Consider the following 16,590-nt stretch of genomic DNA (forward strand, 5'->3'; position numbering starts at 1 on the left):
GCGAGTGCTTTCCGAAGAGAATGTCCGGTCCGACGAGGCCCTAGTGTCAGGAGGCGACTTGATTCCGACTCCCGCAATGAAGGACGTGACAGAGGCGATGCATCAATATCGCGAAGGAGCACGAGGTCTCTGGAACAGCTTCCTTCGGCGGAATGCCACACCCTACGTCGATTTCGACGCGGTTGAGGGATTTGCCGTCATCCGAGAGAAGCTTTTCGATGAACTTGTGCTTCGATCCCTTGGACAGCACGGTTTTAGGAGGGCCAATCGCTCTTTGCCGTACCCGTTCCTTCGAATCGACCCGACGACCGACCCTCTCTCAATCATGATCGCCCGACCAACCTCGGACCGAAACAGATATTGGGACGATCCCATCAACAAGCTCGCCCAACGAGGCGTGCGCCTGGCGTTCATTGATCACTTCGACTGGGATGATTTCGGGTACCTCGATTTCCAGTACTATCGTGTTCAGATTTCCGAATGCATCGAATACCCTTTTCTCGTGGGCCGGGAGGCCTTGGTTGATGTGCACCATGCGCGGGTTGTCTTTGAACCCTGAAGAATTAGCGACGATCGTCTCGTCCCTGCGTCGTCCACCCCTTCGGACCTTTATGGCGGTCTGTCGAGACGCTCAGTTTCCATGGTATCTGCTTAGGTGGCCGACGGAGGAGCAGGCAGACCGCTATCGCCGAAATCTTAGGAGATGCTGGACTACCCTTCATTGTGGAACGACAGGACACCGGGGTGGTTAGTGGTTAGGCGCCAGGATCGCCCGAGACACGATGAACTGCGGGAACAAGTATCGGATGAGCCCCATAGAGGCGCTGGCGACGTTGCTTGGCCACTGACACCGCGAACTTCACCTCGTGCGCCGCATGGGCGGCTTCGCTGAGGAGGCAACCGAGGCGGTTTCAGCGCCTGCGGCGCACAGAGGCGCAGCGAGCGACGCACAAACGCGGAGTACAGAGTCACACCATCGGGAAAACTGCAGATCGAGGCACCCAGAGTCGACCGCTTGGGATGATTGGCATGAGGCGTTGCGTATTGTGTCCCCGAATCTCGCGATAACCTGCCTCCGGGTACGTCCATGACTCCAGACATGTCACGTATGATACTCCGGTGTCCCCTTCCCCCGAAGTGAGGTGCTGGAGCTGCGGCTTTGTCAGATGAAATCAAATCGGAAATATTACATCATGATCGTCGTTGCGGCCGTAATCGCGGCCGCGTTCGATGTCCTCTCCAATGACCGCGCTTTGCTGTTCATGCAAACTAAGTTCGAATTTCCGGCCAAGCGGCTGCGAATCGGCTTGGCGGATTTCGCGAAGCCGGAGCGCTGGCTGCTTATCGCCTCGCGAGAAGGCCCAGGTCAAGCGGTGCGCCTCTTCGGCATGTTCCCCGGTTGGTTTTCAATCAGACCGTTCAATGCGCCAGCTGAACGTTTCTACGTATTCAGGGTGATCGACGATCCGGATAAGGGGACAGTCACCCTGATTGAAAATGATCTCGCCAGGGAAGCGTCGAACGTTCCGGGGACACGACGCTATGGAGTGGCAGTTTCCTTCGGGGTCCACCATTGACATCCCCACGCTGAGAGTCACAATTCTGATGCAACCGAGCTCGACCGCCACTGAAGACGCAATCTTGATCCTGGAGTCGGGGTGAGGGCAAGACGATTTTTCCGGCATCAGACGTCCGTTTGGAATATCCTGACGCTGGTAAGGCAGGCCGGTGCGATAAACGCGATACAGGAGTTGGTAGGCATAGACTGGCATCGGAGCCGCGACAGCCGCCGGCCGTCCAGCTCCTTCGCTATACGCAGCCTGCTAGACCGCCACCGAGAAGTCATCGCCAGAGCGGGCGGATCGCAGGATCGATGAGCCCGAGAATGAACCAGAACGAGCCGCCGAGCAGGGCGAGCCATGCAAGGAGCTTGACCCTTTCCGCGCCTGCCGTTGGATGGAGCCACGAGTTCCCGCTAAGACGGTGCGCCCCATCGCCCCAGATGATCCAGCCTTGAAGGGCCAGGTTCGCTAGATGGAGCGTCACCCAGGTCGTAGTCGTCACGCGGTTCGTCCTTCATGCTCGCGGATGCGCCTTGGTCGTCAGACGCGGGCTCTGCAGCTTCAGCGTGAGCTTCATGGCCCGCATCATGCCTCAGGTGCGGCGCGTTGTGACATCGCCGCGGCGCCCAGCTCTGTAACAGCGGGTGCCCGCAGTTACTTGTGCGACATGGATCCCGGGGTTTTCGGGGCGTCGCGATGCGCCGCATCCCCGATATCGTCGGCGATGTGGGGCCTTACGGCACGTTGCCCGCAACGTGGTTGCAACGTAAATGCATTTAGCCGCGCGTAAACGTACCGAAAGGGCCAGGTTTGGTACCCAGTGGATACCGAATTAGGGCGTATCGGTGCGCGTTGTTAGAGTAATGCCCGGACGTACTCAAGCTGAACACCATCTAACTTTTGCGGGGGCAGTCAGGGCACTGACCACTTCGGCACGGGCAGGCTGGGGTCGCGGTCGCAAAGGCGGCGCATGGGCGTTTTTGCGCTCATGGTGGTGGCGCCGCCGGTCAGGTCCCTGTGGTTGCAGCCTGTTGTTGATTGAGGAACGCCTTAGGTTACCGCGGAGTTGCAAGCGTTCGCACGACGCCGAGTTCCGTTCGCTGCGTGCTCATCCTAACCACTATTCTTGGAGACAGTTTGGAGACGCCCGCGGAAGGCTCACTAACACTAGTGAGATCAGGAACTTGGCGGTAGCGCATGGGAATCGAACCCACCGAGGACGCCTCTCAGCGCCCGCCACCGGTTTTGAAGACCGGGCCAGTCACCAGATCCGGAAGCGCTACCGCGGCGGAATCTAGCAGGTGTGCGCAGAGGGCGGGCGATGAAAGTACTGCAGTCGCGCGGATGGCATCACCCTGCTCGCCGCCATCACGGCCACACGTTCGCGTTCTTCTTCCCGGCGAGCGGCCAGGCTGCGGGTTCAGGATGCAGAAGCGCTGGCCCGTCGGCGCCTCCATCACGATCCAGCGCTTGACGTACGCGATGCGACGGGCGCCGAGCGCTTCCAGGCGGCGCGCCTCAGCCTCGAGGTCGTCGGTCTCGATGTCGAGATGGATGCGGCTTTCATGCTCGACCTTCTGTACGAACAAGATCGGTTCACTCGGGTCTGAGTCCAGCAGGCGATACAATGGATCGCCTTCAGGTTCGGGCCGCCAGCGGCGCCCGAGCGCGCGGCTCCAGAACTCCGCAGCGGCATCGAGATCGGTCGTCTTGCAGTCGAGGACGAAGGTCGACAATCGGCTGCGATGCATCCGCGCAGCTTACGCCGAATCCAACGCAAGCACAGCGCGCGGCGGGTGTGTGACGCCCGCCGCGCGCGCCTGTCCCTAGCGTCCCCGCGCCGCAGAGAGCCGGCGGCGGAACCCGAGGAGCACCGCGATCGCTACCGCGATCCAGGACGCCGACTGGAACCCGCTGCTGGAGCAGCCTCCCGAGGGGAACATGAACGATGAGGTCGCCGTCGGCGGCGTGCTCGAGCTGGATTGGCACCCCGTGGTGGTGCAGGACCCGTCGGACCCGCTTTGCTCCGTTGGAGGCACATCCTTGCCGAGCGCGTGCAGGATCAGCGCCGCGAGCTGCGCCCGGCCACCGTCAAGCGCCGCAGGAGTGGTGTACCCCTGGTACGCATGCGGGTAGACGCCCAGGGCGATCTGCTTCGCCTCTGCGGCCAATCCGAGGGTCGCCGCGAGATGGAGCAGCTCGTAGTCCTCCATTCCGTCGCGGATGCCCTTCAGTCGCAACGACTCGACCGGGATCTCCGTCTGCCCGCCGATCTTCGCCGTCGTGCCCGGGTAGAACAGCGTTCCGTCCCCGTTCCCTCCGAACGCGACCTGTCTGACCCACGGATCGCCACCGAAGTAGGACTGGGTCATCTCGTAGTACAGCTCGCCCGTTCCGTCGAAGATGTAGGTCATCCACTCGAGGGCGCGGTTGCGGGTCGCGTCGGTATCGATCGCGTACGAAGGCCAGCCCATCGAGTTGGTAGCATCGACCCCCGGCGACACGCCGGAGCAGCCGAAGCTCATGCAGCCCTGATAGAGCCAGATGTTCGACGGCCAGCGCGCTCGCTGGCTGCCCGCGAGCGAAGTGCCGGGGCGATCCTCCAGATAGTTGATGACCGCGACGAACAGGTCGATGCCGGTCACGCCGTTTGCCGCCGCGGCATAGGGTTGCGACGTCAGCAGGGTCGTCAACTCCGGATCGCCGGCGCGCGAATTCGCGATGCGGCCGGGAATGTCCGACCACTGGCAGGTCAAGGGCGGTTCGTCACAGATGTAGTTGAAGAGCCTCGGGAACCAGCCCTTCGCCCGGAAATGGTCCGACCAGCCCTTCACGCCGGCTGCACTGGCAGGGCCGTAGATCTGCACGGACGTGAGCTGCGCGTTCTTGAGCCGCGTGTTCGCCGTCCCGTCCATGAACGGTCCGCCGTACGTGTCGAACGCGGACCAATCCGCCGCGCCGGTCGAAGACACCGGCGTGCTGGAGACGGGAACGCTGACCGAGACGTGGTTGTCCAACGCCGCTTGAACGTACCGGGTCCGCAAGGCCTGCTCGTAGGCGACGTTGCTGCAGCTGCCGTCGCCGTGCCCCATGCAGGGTCCATTCCAGGTGATCCCGAATGCAGTGCGAAGCGTCGAGGTCGAGGGAACGGAGAAGTCCCAGACCGTCAGCGTCACCGGCACCTGGGCGCTGGCGCCGCCGCTGACCACGAGCGTGCCGGTGTACTTGCCCGCGGGCGCGTCCGCCGGAACGTGCACGTCGACATACACGGCGCGGTTCTCGCCGGCCGGCACGTCGAACGGAAACGCGTTTCGCTTCTCGCCCATGATTGGATCGACGTCCGGCACGAGCGCGTCGGGCCACCAACCGGTCGCGCCATCGCCGCCGGACTGATTGGCGACGTTGATGAGCGCCTCGCGGTAGAGGACGACGTCGCGTCCAGAGATCGTGTGTCCCTGGCCGTCGGACACTCCGTCGAAGGCCATGGAAACGCCGGAGGCCGGCCCCGTCACGACGACGTGAAAGGCCTCGAACTCGTTCTTTGCAGCCGCGATCGACGCCGCTGCAGGCGCCTGGGCGGGGACCGCGGTTTGCGGACGGACCTTCGTCGCCGCTGGAGCGATCCAGATCTGTGCCGCGGATGCGGCGCTTGAGGCCGCGAGTGCCGCGGCAATCGTGAACAGCGAGAGCGCCTGCCGCGTCGAGCGGCGCGAGGCGGACGGGATGCCTGTCTGGTTGTGCTGCCTCTTCAACGGTGCCTCCTTGATCGGCTTGCCGAAAAGCGACTGCCTTTCGGTTCGGCCAACGAAGGAGGCATGCCGCCTCTTCCCGGCTCGATCTACGGCTGTAGGGGCAAATCTGCACGTCTATCGGGAAAGCGGGGCGTTCGTCGCCCCTCCGCACACCTTGGCGCCTTCCGGCGGCATGGGAACTACAGGGCGCAGAACAGCCTGGTGCCGGCCCTCAGGATGGAATCGCCGCCCCTCGTGCGAGGGACCGCACGTGCGAACGTGAAGGGGCCGTTCGAGCAAGCGCTTGGGTGTTCGGATACTCGCCGGCAAGAAGGAGACTGTCGCCGGGTTGCACGTCGAGGGGGTGAGCGCATGCCGGCACGCATGTTGTCCGCGCGCCGGACGGGGATTTCTAGGCTGCGACGACCTCTGGACCTGCCGGAGACGGACGGACTTCGGACGGCCGTTGCGGCCGCGGCAGAACGCGGCGCAGTCTGGTTTCCAGTGCCAGGCGGGCAACCAGAGCCGGCTTCTCCACGAGAAAGAACGCGATGGTCGCTACCACGCCGGCGGCGATGATGTTTGCCGGGAACCGTGTTGCCGGGTCCGAAGTGAATCGGTTCAGGAAGGGCTGCTGCCAGAGGTAGATCGAATAGCTTGCGCGCCCGACGGCGACGATCGGTGCGGCGCTGAGCGCTTTCGTCCAGATGGAACCGGGGAGGCGAACGCAGCGGTCGACGCAGAGTGGGACGCCGACGCTGATGACCGCCGGGGAAATGGTGAAGGCAAACCGGGGGTGTTGCTCGAACACCATGGTCGCGAGCACGGCGAGCGGAACGAGGAAGAACCAGCGGGATTTGAGCAGGGCCCGATAGCGGGCATCCTGCCAGAGACGGTCGCTGATACCGGCCAGCACGCACCCCATCGCGAGCGGGTCCACTACGGTTCCAAAGGTGTGGCCGACTCCATCGCGCGATGCCGGCAGCAGGACCCAGATGCCGACACGCATGACTGGAGCGATGAAGAGACACGCCGCGGCCACCCACATCGCCCTGCGCACGCCGAGAAGCACGAGGACTGCCGGCCAGAGCAGATAGAACTGCTCTTCGACGGCGAGCGACCAGGTATGCCCGAGCGTCCACGCGCTATGCGGGTGGTAGTTCCCGATGTACGCGAGGGCGTAGCCGAGATCGCCGGGGGCGAGCTCCACCCAGCCCAGGCGGGCCGCGGCGGCCATCGCGATCAAGAACACGTAGTAGGGGACGAGGATGCGGAAGATGCGGCGGAAGTAGAACATCGAAAGACCGATCGAGCCGCGCTTCTCCTGCTCGTCGAGCAGCAGCCGGGTAATCAGGTATCCGGAAATGACGAAGAACACCCGCACGCCGAGGACGGCGAGGAAAGGCAGGACGAGGCGGGGCGATCCGATCGGGAACCCAACGGTTCCCCCGAGGTGGCCGAACACCACCAGCGAGATCGACAAGGCCCGAAGCCCATCGAGGCTCGGGATCCGGCCGCTTTGCCTGTCCACAGCGCCCCCCAGCGCTTGGTGTTCAACTGAGGGTGGTGTGCGCTGGTCGCCCAGTCAACGGACTTGCCCTCACTGCCCCACTACGGGCGGGCGAGCGAGCGCTGCTGCGGGAGCGGGCGGTTCGGACGCCCGCTCCATCCACGTCGCCTGTTGCGTCAGGGCACTAACAGGTTGGCGCAGTGTCCTGGTTTGTTGGACGGCGTTCCGATCGCGCCCCCCTTCGGAATGCACTGGCTTTGCGGTAGCGGAGCACCGCGTTCAACGTAGTCGGTCAGCAGGTCGAAGCTCTTCTGCGCGTGCTTTTGGATGAACTCGAGCTGCGAAAACGTGTTCTTGAAGGTCTCGATGTGGTTCCCGTTCTGAACTTCGTATAGCCGATATTGAACCGATCGGCCGTCGCGGTCGTTACCGCCACCATGTGCTTCGGCGAGCACCAGCGCCTCGTACGCACGCGCGCCGCGTTGGATCGGCAGCAGCGCGTCCATCGTGCCTGCCACTGTGACCAGCGGCCGGCCGATCTTGCCGGTGGTGGCGACCGAGGCGAGACGCGCCGCGATCGCGGGATCCAGTGCGGCCCGCGCGAGATATTCGTACCCGCCAGTCCCTTGGATGTCGTTCGGCCCGTCGAGATAGGTGATCCAGTTCGGATCGAACCGCTTCTGCCACTGGCACTGCGTCACTTCCCAGAACTGCGCCCAGTAGAGGCCCCACAGCGAGGTGGTGCCGATGACGATGTCGGGCGGATAACCCGCGGCCTCGATATTCTGCGCGGCAATCTTTGCAGCATTCTTCACGGCTGGGGCGCTCGAAGTGAGCCCCAAGGCGTAGGCAGGCCAGTTGCGGATTGCAGGCGGAAGATCGATCAGGATGTTCGGCCCGCGCGGATCGATGAAAGTGCCCTCCCAGTCAACGCCGCCGTCGAAGAGATCGGGGGCCTGCTCCAGCGCGCGGCGAACCTGGTAGCCGCCGTTCGAGGTGCCGACGGCGTACGTGCGCTGCGGCAGGCTGTTGTACTGCGCCTTGACGGCCCGCTTGGCGAGACCGGTCCCATCGATGAAGTACTCCGTCCATTGCGTGAACGCTTTCGCGGGCTCGTTGTCGTAGAATTCGACCCAGACCGACGACGCCGGATTCAACCGGCACGAATTCGGCGTGGGGGGCGTCGCCGACGACAAACTCGTGATCTTCAGATTGAGCACGCCCTTGTTCTGTGACGCGTAGGCGTAACCCTTCTGGACGACGTAATCACTCCAGGCGAAGTCGCCGTTGAACTCGCTGCGCGTGCCCGAGGCGCCGGCGACGACGAGCTTGCCGTTCCAGACGGTCGGCAAACGGAGCAGGAACCGCGCCTCTCCAGTCGGATCGTCGGTGAAGCGGCCGTTGACCTGGATTCCCGGTACGGCGCGCCCGATCGGAGTGCGGTTCGGCGGATCGGGAGAGATGACGCCGCGATCCGTTACCGGCGTAAAGGCGCCCGGGGGAAGGCCGGGAACGGAGTTGTTCGCGGGCGTAGTGTCAGCATTGTTGGTCGTCAGATCCGTGCTATCGAAGCATCTGACGTCCATCAGATTGATGCTGTCGGCCAGGGCGGCCTTCACCTCATTGCAGCTGGCATGTGCGATTCCAGGAACGCCGATCGCGGCGCACAAGACGGCGACCATTGACAACAGGCTCTTTGTTCTCATTTGTCTCCCCTTGGGGGTCGCACGTATGGCACATCTTCCCCGCTCCGCAAAGTCAGACGAGTGGCGTGCACGCTGCGCAGGGCGCTCGGCTGTCTGTTGACAGCCGAATCCGACGACTCGCACAGTCCGCCGCCGATCTCCGCCGGTGCAATGCGCGGAAGGAGGCCCCATGAAGCGTCTCGTGCTTTTCTGGGCTGCGGTCGGAACCGCCGCGGTCGCCCAGGTCACGGTGCTCCACTCGGCGCAGGGTTCGGGTCACATCCAGTTCGCTACCAACTCGGAGTTCATCACCTTCAGCGCAGTCCAGCGCGCCGACGGAACCGTCAGCGGGAACGCCACCGTGCACGATGTCAGCGCCGGAGTGACGGCGCGGATCGACGTGAATTGCCTGAACGTCGTCGGCAATACGGCGAGGATCAGCGGCATCGTGACGCGGTCGAGCGACCCGACCCTGGTAGGCTACGAGGGAATCTTCCAGGTCGTCGATGGCGGCGAAGGCAAGGGATCGGTCGATCTCATGAGCCTCGCCAACTTCTTCGAAGTCGGCAGCGGGAACGACTGCACCGTACCGGGAGAATTCGATCTCGTTCCGGTAGATCAGGGCAACATCCAGGTGCAGTGACCGCCCGCTCTACGCGATTCGCTGGCGCAGGTGGTCTCCGACCCGCAGCGCATTCGCCATGATGGTCAGCGCGGGATTCACCGCTCCCGACGACGGGAAGAAGCTGGCGTCGACGACGTAGAGGTTGTCCACGTCGTGCCCCTTGCAGTTCCGGTCCAGCGCGGAAGTCTCCGGGTCGTTCCCGAACCGGATGGTCCCGTTCTGGTGGGCGACGCCGGCCAGCGGAATCCGCTCGCCCAGGTACAGGTTCCGCGCGAACAGCCCCTGGTGGCACTCGTGCCCATGCATCGGGCAGGCGCGCTGCTCGTTCATCAGCTTCTTCAGCCGTGCGATGAGCTGGCGATGGCCTTCCTCATTGTTCGGCCGATACGACAGAACGATGTTCCCCTGGCCGTCGAGCGTCACCCGGTTCTCCGGATCCGGCAGGTCCTCCGACGTCAGCCAGAAGTCGAGCGAATGGCGCGCCATCAGATCCAGCGTGAACCCCGGGGCAATTGCCGGCGCGCCGGCGCTCAACGTCGGGCCGTCCAGCTTGCCGACGAAGGAGATGTGCCCCATCGGGTACGGAAACTCCTTCGTCCCGAAGTAGAAGTCGTTCACCGAAAGAGATTTCTGGAAGATGGTCGGGTTCGGGCACTTCGACACCGCCATCAGCACCGAGTTGACGTGCCCCATGTAGTGCCGGCCAACGACGCCGGAGCGATTCGCGAGACCGTCGGGATGGCGATCGTTCGCGGACCGCAGCAGGAGCGCCGCGGAGTTGATCGCGCCCGCGGAGACCACCACCACATCGGCGGAGTACTCCTCGCGCGTGCCGTTGCGCCGCACGATCACCTTGTTCACCGCGCGACCCGACGGAATCGTCTCCAGCCGCTCGACGTATGCGTTCGTGAGCAGCGTCACATTGGGAAACTCGAGCGCCGGATCCACCGCCAGCACCTGCGCATCGGACTTCGCCCGCACCAGGCAGGGAAATCCGTCGCAGGTGCCGCAGCGGATGCACTGGCTCCGGTTCGGGTTCTTCTCGTCGATCTGGATGCCCAGCGGCGTGTGGAATGCCTTCACCCCGGAGCGCGCGAAGTCTTCCGCCAGGTGCTGCAGCCGCTCTTCGTGGCTCACGGCGGGATGCGGATACGGCTCGCTCGCGAACGGCTCCGTCGGGTCTTCTCCGCGCTCGCCGTGCACGTGGTACATGCGCTCGGCGCGCGTGTAGTACGGCTCCATCTCGTCGTAGCCGACTGGCCAGCCCGGAGAGACGCCGCCGTGATGGCGCAGCTCGCCGAAGTCCTCCTTGCGCAGGCGGAAGAGGGCGGCGCCGTAGAACTTGGTGTTGCCGCCGACGGCGTAGTTCGTGTGCGGGTGCAGGTCGCGCCCGCGCGAGTCCCTCCAGACCTCCTTGGTCTGGTAGCGACCCTTCAGATTCACGGAGGCGGAGTCCCAGTTCTCCTTCTCGCGCCGGACATAGTCGCCGCGCTCGAGCAACAGGATGCGCTTCCCCGAGGGAGCGAGATTGTGGACCAGCGTCCCCCCGCCGGCCCCGGACCCGATCACGATCACGTCGTAGCTGTGCGCCATGGCGCCTCCTCCCTGTGGGTACGGCCGGCGCAGGCGCCCGTTACACGCGTGTAACGAATTCCGCCCCTCGCGAGACTCCATCGGCGAAAGGAGGCTTTCCGTGCCGGCCGTCGCGCCCGAAGTGCTGGCCCTCGCGCAGGACTCCGCGCTCCTCGAGGCGCTCCGCGCCGGAGACGAGCGGGCGTTCCTGGAGCTGGTGGAGAGCCTCCACGGGGGGATGGTCCGCTTTGCGCGGGGCTTCGTGAAGACCGACACGGCGGCGGAGGACGTGGTGCAGGACACCTGGGCAGTGGTGCTGCAGGACATCGACCGATTCGAGGGCCGGTCCGCGCTGCGATCGTGGATTTTCGGCATCCTCGGCAACCTTGCGCGGACGCGTGCGGCAAAGGACGGCCGCTGCGTCCCGCTGTCGGCGCTACAGCCCGACGACGGCGAGTCCGCCGTCGACCCTTCCGAGTTCCATCCCGATTCGCATCCGCGCTGGGCCGGACACTGGGCGAAAGCGCCGGAGCCTTGGCCCGAGGCTCGCCTTCTCTCCCGCGAGGCGCTCGCGTACATCCGCGATGCCATCGAGCGCCTCCCGGAGGGGCAGCGCGCGGTCATCCGCCTGCGCGACGTCGAAGGCTGGACCTCGCAGGAAGTGTGCGAGGCGCTCGGCGTGAGCGAAGTGAACCAGCGCGTCCTGTTGCACAGGGCGCGCTCCCGCGTGCGGCGGGAGATTGCCCGGCATGTCGAACGGAGAAACCCATGAATCGCGCCCTGCCGGCCGATCTCGACTGCATCGCGGCCGTGGAGCAGGTCACGGACTACCTCGAAGGCGCGCTTCCGCCACACGCGCGCACCGAGTTCGAGCAGCACCTCGTGACCTGCCCCGGCTGCGTCACCTACTTGCGGCAGCTCCGCGCCCAGATCGCGGCTTCCTCGACGCTGGCCGAGCAGCGGCCGGTCCCCGAGGAAGTGACGCAAGAGCTGCTGGCCATGTTCCGCGCATCGCGAGGTGAGAAATGATCGCCTGGAAGTTCTTCGCGCCCGGAGCCGTGGCGCCGTTCACAGGCGTTCGCTGGCCGGCAACCGGCTGGATGGAGAGTGCTGCCGGTCCGGACAACGGAGTTCACGCCTGCGCAGTCGAGCACCTCCCGTATTGGTTCGACGAGGAGCTATGGGAAGTGGAGCTCGACTCTCCCGTCACACACGGTGCGCGCCAGCTCGTCGCCCGGAGGGGTCGACTGCTCGTGCAAATCGACGAATGGCCGAAGGCGCAGGCGGAATTCAGCTTGGCCTGCGTCGATCGGACCCGGCGTCGTGTGGAGGAAGCGCTTCGCCGCGGGGACCGCAGCGCGGATTTCGCCGGCTACCTCGCCGACGTCATCCGCCGCCAGCCTTATCCCGGCGCCTGCGCCTATATCGCTGCGAGGGCGGCAGCGGCAGCGGACGGCATGCCCGGCCATGACCAAGAACGTGCTGCCCAGGTCGAATGGCTCGCAAGTCGTTTGCGCCTCGCGCATCCTTAACCCGGCCTCGCCAACGGCCGCGTCCGCCGCTCGCGCAGTTGCTCGAGGCTTCGCTGCAGCTCGGGCATCCCCTGCGCCAGCAGCTCCAGCTCCTTCTTCGGCAAGCTCCAGACGCTGAGCGGCCTGGCGCAGCGGATGGTCGCATTGCGTGTCGTGTGATCGAGTAATGCCATCTCCCCGAAGAGCTCGCCGGCGCCGAGCCGCGCGATCACCTGGTCGCGGACCACCACCTCCGCCTCTCCGTCGAGGATGGCGTAGATGCGGTCGCCCAGATCGCCCTGCCGGAACACCTCCTGCCCTGGCTCGAAGTGCTCGCGCAGCAGGAGCTGGTTGTTGCCGAAGCGGAACTGCACCAGCTCCGGCGGCAGGAACAGATCGAACGTCCATGACGCCGCGACCTTCAGCCTGCGCCCGAACCCCGGCAGCTTCATCAGATAGATCGTCCTCCAGAGGAACCATGCGAGCGCGCCGGAGATCTGTAGCCCGAAGACGTCGGCGACTGCGGTGTGGCGGCCCAGAGAGCCCATCTTTCCAAGGCCCTTGAAGTCGAAGACGCGCCGTGCGCCGCCCCGGATCGCCACGACCAGGTTGTGCGCCAGCACTTTTGCCTGGCGCGTCGCATGCTGCGCGGTGGGAGGTGCCGTGCCTCCGTTCATCGTCGGCACCTGCGCGCAGTCGCCCAGGGCCCAGACTCCCGGAAGACCCTGGATCTCCAACTCGGGAGTGACCAGGATGCGGCCGCCCTTGTTCTTGGGCAGCTCGAGCGCCTCGATCAGCGGGTGCGCGAACGAGGGCACAGTCGACACCAGCGTGCGGGTGGGGATGGTACGTCCGTCAGCGAGCACTGCCTCCTCGCCGGTGGCGGCGGACAGCTTCGCCTGCAACAGCAGCTCGACTCCGCGCTTCGCGAGGATGCGCTGGGCGAAACGGCCCAACTTCTCCGGCACCTCGGGGAGGATTCGATCCTGCGAGTGCACCAGCACGACCCGGATCTCGCGCGGATCGATCTGCGGGTAGTTGGCCGCCACGCCGCGGACGAAGTCGTTGAGCTCCGCGACGACCTCCACCCCCGAGAATCCGCCGCCGGCGACGACGAAGGTCAAGAGCTGCCGGCGCAGCTTCTCGTCGTGTCGCTCGATGGCCGCCTCCTCGAGGGCCCGGATGACGTGGTTGCGCAGATAGAGGGCGTCGTTGAGGTTCTTGAAGGGCAGGGCGTGCTCCGGCAGTCCCCGCAGGCCGCGGAAGTCGGTGACGGTCCCCAGCGCAAGCACCAGGTGGTCGTACTCGATGACATGAGGATGGGGCAGGAAGCCCGGAGCCGTGGTGACGGTCCGCCTTTCCAGATCGATGGATTCGATCTCGCGGACGTGGATCTCCGTTCCGGGGAGCAACCGGCGAAGCGGACTGACCAGGTCGAGCAGGCCGATGGTTCCCGAGATCACTTCCGGGAGCATCGGCTGGAAGACGAAGTAGTTGTCCTTGGCGACGAGGACGACTTCGTAATCGCCGCGGCCGGCCAGCTCGCGCTCCATTTGCTGCGCGGCAAAGACAGCGCCGAATCCACCGCCGAGGATGACGACGCGCTTCGGCCGTGCTGCGGTCTTCGGGCGTTGCTCGCAGAAGATGCAGCGCACGCCGGGCGCGTGATCGAGCTTCGCGCAGCCGGGCCGGCGGCGATGCACGGCCGCGGCGGCGAGCATGCCGAGAGGCGGCGCGAGGAAATAGATCCACAGCGCCCCGAACCCCGCGCCCATCGCGGAGGCCAGCGACCGTGCCGGGTTCATGCTCGTTCCGGAGATGGGGGCCTCGACGAAGATGTAGATGGCGACCAAAGTCCCGGCGCAAACTCCCGCCCATCGGGCGTACCGGGTTCCCGTCAGGGTGAGGACGACGAGCATGAGGAAGAACGAGATCGCCACCTCCGCGGCGAACGCAGCGGCGGTGCCTGCCTTCGGCAAAGTGGCCGCGAAGTTCGTGGAAGGAAGCGCCAGCGCGTCGCGCAGCACCAGCCACGACAGCGCCACCCCGGCGATTCCGCCGACGACCTGGGCCGCGGCATAGAAGATCGCGTCGTGCCCGGGAACGCGGCCGAGGCGCCAGAAGGCGAGCGTCACCGCCGGGTTCAGGTGCGCACCGGAGCGCTTGCCCCAAGGAGAGTAGATGATGGCCACGGCGGTGAGACCCATCGCGAGCCCCATCAGCGCCCGGCGCACCGTCGGATCGATGGTTTGCGCGCGCGACGCCGGATGCTCCAGCGCGACGGTCAGCGCGCATGCCGCGATCATGAAGATGCCCAGACCCGCCGCCTCCATCGCGTACTCCGCCCAATGGCGCCGGAAGGCCTCACGCAGCGTCATCGGCGAAATTCCGATCCGGGCGCCGCGACGGCCTTGCGGTCGCGGCGCGATCTGTCGTTCGGGTTGTCCGCCAGATCGACCGAGAGCACCTGGATCAACTCGGCGACGCTCCACGCCTGGGCGGGAGCACCTCCCGCCGCGAACGGCGAATCGGCGCTGAACACCTCCGAGATGGTGCCGAGGCAAGCATCGACGAGGTGCAGCTCCATCGGCCGTAGCAGGTCACGGCAGTGCTGCACCGTCTCGGAAGAGCGGCCGAAGGCGCACAGATATGCGCGGATGAACGGACCGAGGAGCCAGGGCCACACTGTGCCCTGGTGGTAGGCGCCGTCGCGCTCCGCCGGCCCGCCGCGGTATTGCCCGATGTAGCCGCGCTCGTCGGGAGCCAGCGTTTTCAACCCGAAGGGCGTGAGCAACTTCTGCTCGACGGCGCGAACCACCGACTTGCGCTGCTCCGCGTCGAGCAACGGGAAAGGAAGCGAGAGGGCGAAGAGTTGGTTCGGGCGGAACGCGGGATCTCCCACGACGTCGTCGAGATGTCCGCGCTCCGCGTTCCAGAACGCCTTCTCGAAGGAGGAGCGGACGCGATCCGCATCCGACGCGTACGCGGCCGCTGCTTGCGCATCGCCCAGCGCGGCGCCCCACAGCCCCATCAGACGAAGCGCGTTGAACCAGAGGGCATTGATCTCGACGGCCTTGCCGTGCCGGGGCGTGATCACGCGATCGCCGACGCGCGCGTCCATCCAGGTGAGCTGGACGCCAGGGACACCCGCGGCGAGCAGACCGTCGGCGGGATCGATCTTGATCCCGTGATGCGTACCTTGCTGATGCCAGCGGACGATCTCCTTCGCGGCCGGATAGAATTCCTGGCGCAGGAACGTCGCGTCGCCGCTCTTCTGCACGTAGGCGTGCATCGCCTGGAACATCCACAGCGTCGCGTCCACCGTGTTGTACTCGGGCTTGTCCCCGGGCCGGTCGGGGAACGCGTTCGGGATCAGGCCGCGATCGATGTGCGCGAGAAATCCGCGGAGCACTTCCCGCGCTTCCTGCAGCCTGCCGCGGGCGATCAGCAGGCCGGGGAGGGAGATCATCGTGTCCCGCCCCCAATCGGTGAACCAGGGATAGCCGGCGATCACCGTCGGCTTGCCGTCGGCGCGGCGGACGACGAACTGATCCGCTGCGGCCTCGAGGCGCGCGAGGAACGGGTCCGCGCCGCGCGGTCGCCTCTGCTCGCTGACCTTGGCCGTCAGGTCGGCGACCGAGTTCGCGTCGAACGTCCGCGGGCCGATCGTCGCCGCGACGAAAAGCGGCTTGTCGGGCGCGATCTCCGCGTGCAGCGTTCCGAGCTTCCAGAGCTCTTCGCGGAAGTCGAGCCCCCGATCTATCTCGGCGAGGTACTCGTTCGAGTAGTACCAGGTCCCATCGCGCTCCAGACGCGCTTCTGGGCTGACGTGCAGCGCCAGCTCCGGCAGCCCGCCGTACGGGCGCGCGCGGACGACCAGCGCGCCGCCATTGCGATCCTCGCGCAGGGAGCCGTCCAGCGACGGATTCGCGCGGCTCAGCGAGTGATAGTCGCGGAAGGCGAGGAACGGCGAGATGGCGATCTTCCGCGGCCGCGTCGCGCGATAGGTGACGACGACGGACTGCTCACCCGGCACCAGGAAGAGCTGCTTCTCGACATGGGCGCCGCCGACGTCGAATACCCAGGTCGGGAACGGATCGAGTCGGAACTCGACCAGATGCGCATATCCTCGCGGCGCAAGGGTCCCTGGGTACTGGTTCGTCGCGAGCGGAGCGTCGGGCGCGCCCTCGCCCGAGACCACTTCGTCGAGGCGCGAGAGGAGCACGTGCCGATCGACCGGCGGTCGGAGCGAAGCGACGAGGAGCCCGTGGTACCGGCGCGTGTTCGTGCCGGCGACGGTTCCCATCGCGAAGCCGCCGGTGCCGTTCGTCTCCAGCCACTCGAGATGCGACGACCGCTCGTAGTCCTGGCAGATCTTCCGGTTCACGCGCATT

At 65.7% G+C, this 16,590-nt stretch carries 12 protein-coding genes, 1 tRNA gene and 1 pseudogene; 5 read left to right on the forward strand and 9 right to left on the reverse strand.

The features are described 5' to 3' along the window. The first annotated feature begins 1,142 nt into the window (after window positions 1–1,142). Window positions 1,143–1,577: a hypothetical protein gene (locus E6J58_02540; protein ID TMB41751.1), complete on the forward strand. Its 435-nt coding sequence runs from the start codon at window positions 1,143–1,145 to the stop codon at window positions 1,575–1,577. A gap of 265 nt (window positions 1,578–1,842) precedes the next feature. Here the strand turns inward: E6J58_02540 and E6J58_02545 are convergent, their stop codons facing one another. The 6 genes and pseudogenes from E6J58_02545 to E6J58_02570 all read right to left on the reverse strand — a co-directional run bounded on the left by E6J58_02545 (window position 1,843) and on the right by E6J58_02570 (window position 8,737). Continuing rightward, window positions 1,843–2,064, reverse strand: a complete 222-nt coding sequence (locus E6J58_02545; GenBank protein ID TMB41752.1) for a hypothetical protein — start codon at window positions 2,062–2,064, stop codon at window positions 1,843–1,845. 683 nt (window positions 2,065–2,747) lie between these two features. Next, window positions 2,748–2,846 (reverse strand) — tRNA-Sec (locus E6J58_02550). Between the two features lie 84 nt (window positions 2,847–2,930). Continuing rightward, window positions 2,931–3,313 (reverse strand): annotated as a pseudogene (locus E6J58_02555) (VOC family protein). A 75-nt stretch (window positions 3,314–3,388) separates the two neighbouring features. Next, window positions 3,389–5,314 (reverse strand): DUF4091 domain-containing protein, encoded by a 1,926-nt coding sequence (locus tag E6J58_02560; GenBank protein TMB41753.1) that lies wholly within the window; start codon window positions 5,312–5,314, stop codon window positions 3,389–3,391. A gap of 391 nt (window positions 5,315–5,705) precedes the next feature. Continuing rightward, window positions 5,706–6,878 (reverse strand): acyltransferase, encoded by a 1,173-nt coding sequence (locus E6J58_02565; protein ID TMB41754.1) that lies wholly within the window; start codon window positions 6,876–6,878, stop codon window positions 5,706–5,708. Between the two features lie 101 nt (window positions 6,879–6,979). Then, window positions 6,980–8,737, reverse strand: coding sequence for a tannase/feruloyl esterase family alpha/beta hydrolase (locus E6J58_02570; GenBank protein TMB41755.1), 1,758 nt, complete (start codon window positions 8,735–8,737; stop codon window positions 6,980–6,982). Between E6J58_02570 and E6J58_02575 the strand changes: the two genes are divergently transcribed. Further along, window positions 8,679–9,131 (forward strand): hypothetical protein, encoded by a 453-nt coding sequence (locus E6J58_02575; protein ID TMB41756.1) that lies wholly within the window; start codon window positions 8,679–8,681, stop codon window positions 9,129–9,131. The genes E6J58_02570 and E6J58_02575 overlap by 59 nt on opposite strands. 9 nt (window positions 9,132–9,140) lie before the next feature. On the opposite strand, the gene E6J58_02580 is transcribed toward E6J58_02575, so the two are convergent. Continuing rightward, window positions 9,141–10,706, reverse strand: a complete 1,566-nt coding sequence (locus tag E6J58_02580) for a GMC family oxidoreductase (protein TMB41757.1) — start codon at window positions 10,704–10,706, stop codon at window positions 9,141–9,143. Here E6J58_02580 and E6J58_02585 point away from each other — a divergent pair. From E6J58_02585 to E6J58_02595, 3 genes are read left to right on the forward strand one after another with little or no spacing between them, the layout of a single operon-like run. Next, the gene (locus E6J58_02585; GenBank protein TMB41758.1) at window positions 10,705–11,457 is read left to right on the forward strand and encodes an RNA polymerase sigma factor; all 753 of its coding nucleotides are present in this window, start codon (window positions 10,705–10,707) and stop codon (window positions 11,455–11,457) included. The genes E6J58_02580 and E6J58_02585 overlap by 2 nt on opposite strands. Beyond that, a complete protein-coding gene (locus E6J58_02590; GenBank protein TMB41759.1) occupies window positions 11,454–11,714 on the forward strand; it encodes an anti-sigma factor in 261 nt (86 codons plus the stop codon). Before E6J58_02585 ends, E6J58_02590 begins: the two co-directional genes overlap by 4 nt. Then, the gene (locus E6J58_02595; GenBank protein ID TMB41760.1) at window positions 11,711–12,217 is read left to right on the forward strand and encodes a hypothetical protein; all 507 of its coding nucleotides are present in this window, start codon (window positions 11,711–11,713) and stop codon (window positions 12,215–12,217) included. The genes E6J58_02590 and E6J58_02595 overlap by 4 nt, the downstream gene beginning before the upstream one ends. Here the strand turns inward: E6J58_02595 and E6J58_02600 are convergent. Further along, window positions 12,214–14,574: a cyclic nucleotide-binding domain-containing protein gene (locus tag E6J58_02600; protein TMB41761.1), complete on the reverse strand. Its 2,361-nt coding sequence runs from the start codon at window positions 14,572–14,574 to the stop codon at window positions 12,214–12,216. The two genes, E6J58_02595 and E6J58_02600, sit on opposite strands and share 4 nt — an antisense overlap. Further along, window positions 14,571–16,589: a glycogen debranching protein gene (locus E6J58_02605; GenBank protein ID TMB41762.1), complete on the reverse strand. Its 2,019-nt coding sequence runs from the start codon at window positions 16,587–16,589 to the stop codon at window positions 14,571–14,573. Before E6J58_02605 ends, E6J58_02600 begins: the two co-directional genes overlap by 4 nt. Between the last annotated feature and the right edge of the window lies 1 nt (window position 16,590).

The organism is Deltaproteobacteria bacterium, assembly GCA_005879535.1.
In the GTDB taxonomy this organism is placed as follows: Bacteria; Myxococcota; Myxococcia; order Myxococcales; family 40CM-4-68-19; genus 40CM-4-68-19.

Excerpts from the sequence above, each read along its gene's own strand:
- E6J58_02600 (TMB41761.1), bottom strand. The coding sequence starts at position 14,574 with ATGACGCTGCGTGAGGCCTTCCGGCGCCATTGGGCGGAGTACGCGATG.
- E6J58_02575 (TMB41756.1), top strand. The coding sequence starts at position 8,679 with ATGAAGCGTCTCGTGCTTTTCTGGGCTGCGGTCGGAACCGCCGCGGTC.
- E6J58_02585 (TMB41758.1), top strand. The coding sequence starts at position 10,705 with ATGGCGCCTCCTCCCTGTGGGTACGGCCGGCGCAGGCGCCCGTTACAC.
- E6J58_02605 (TMB41762.1), bottom strand. The coding sequence starts at position 16,589 with ATGCGCGTGAACCGGAAGATCTGCCAGGACTACGAGCGGTCGTCGCAT.
- E6J58_02580 (TMB41757.1), bottom strand. The coding sequence starts at position 10,706 with ATGGCGCACAGCTACGACGTGATCGTGATCGGGTCCGGGGCCGGCGGG.
- E6J58_02595 (TMB41760.1), top strand. The coding sequence starts at position 11,711 with ATGATCGCCTGGAAGTTCTTCGCGCCCGGAGCCGTGGCGCCGTTCACA.
- E6J58_02590 (TMB41759.1), top strand. The coding sequence starts at position 11,454 with ATGAATCGCGCCCTGCCGGCCGATCTCGACTGCATCGCGGCCGTGGAG.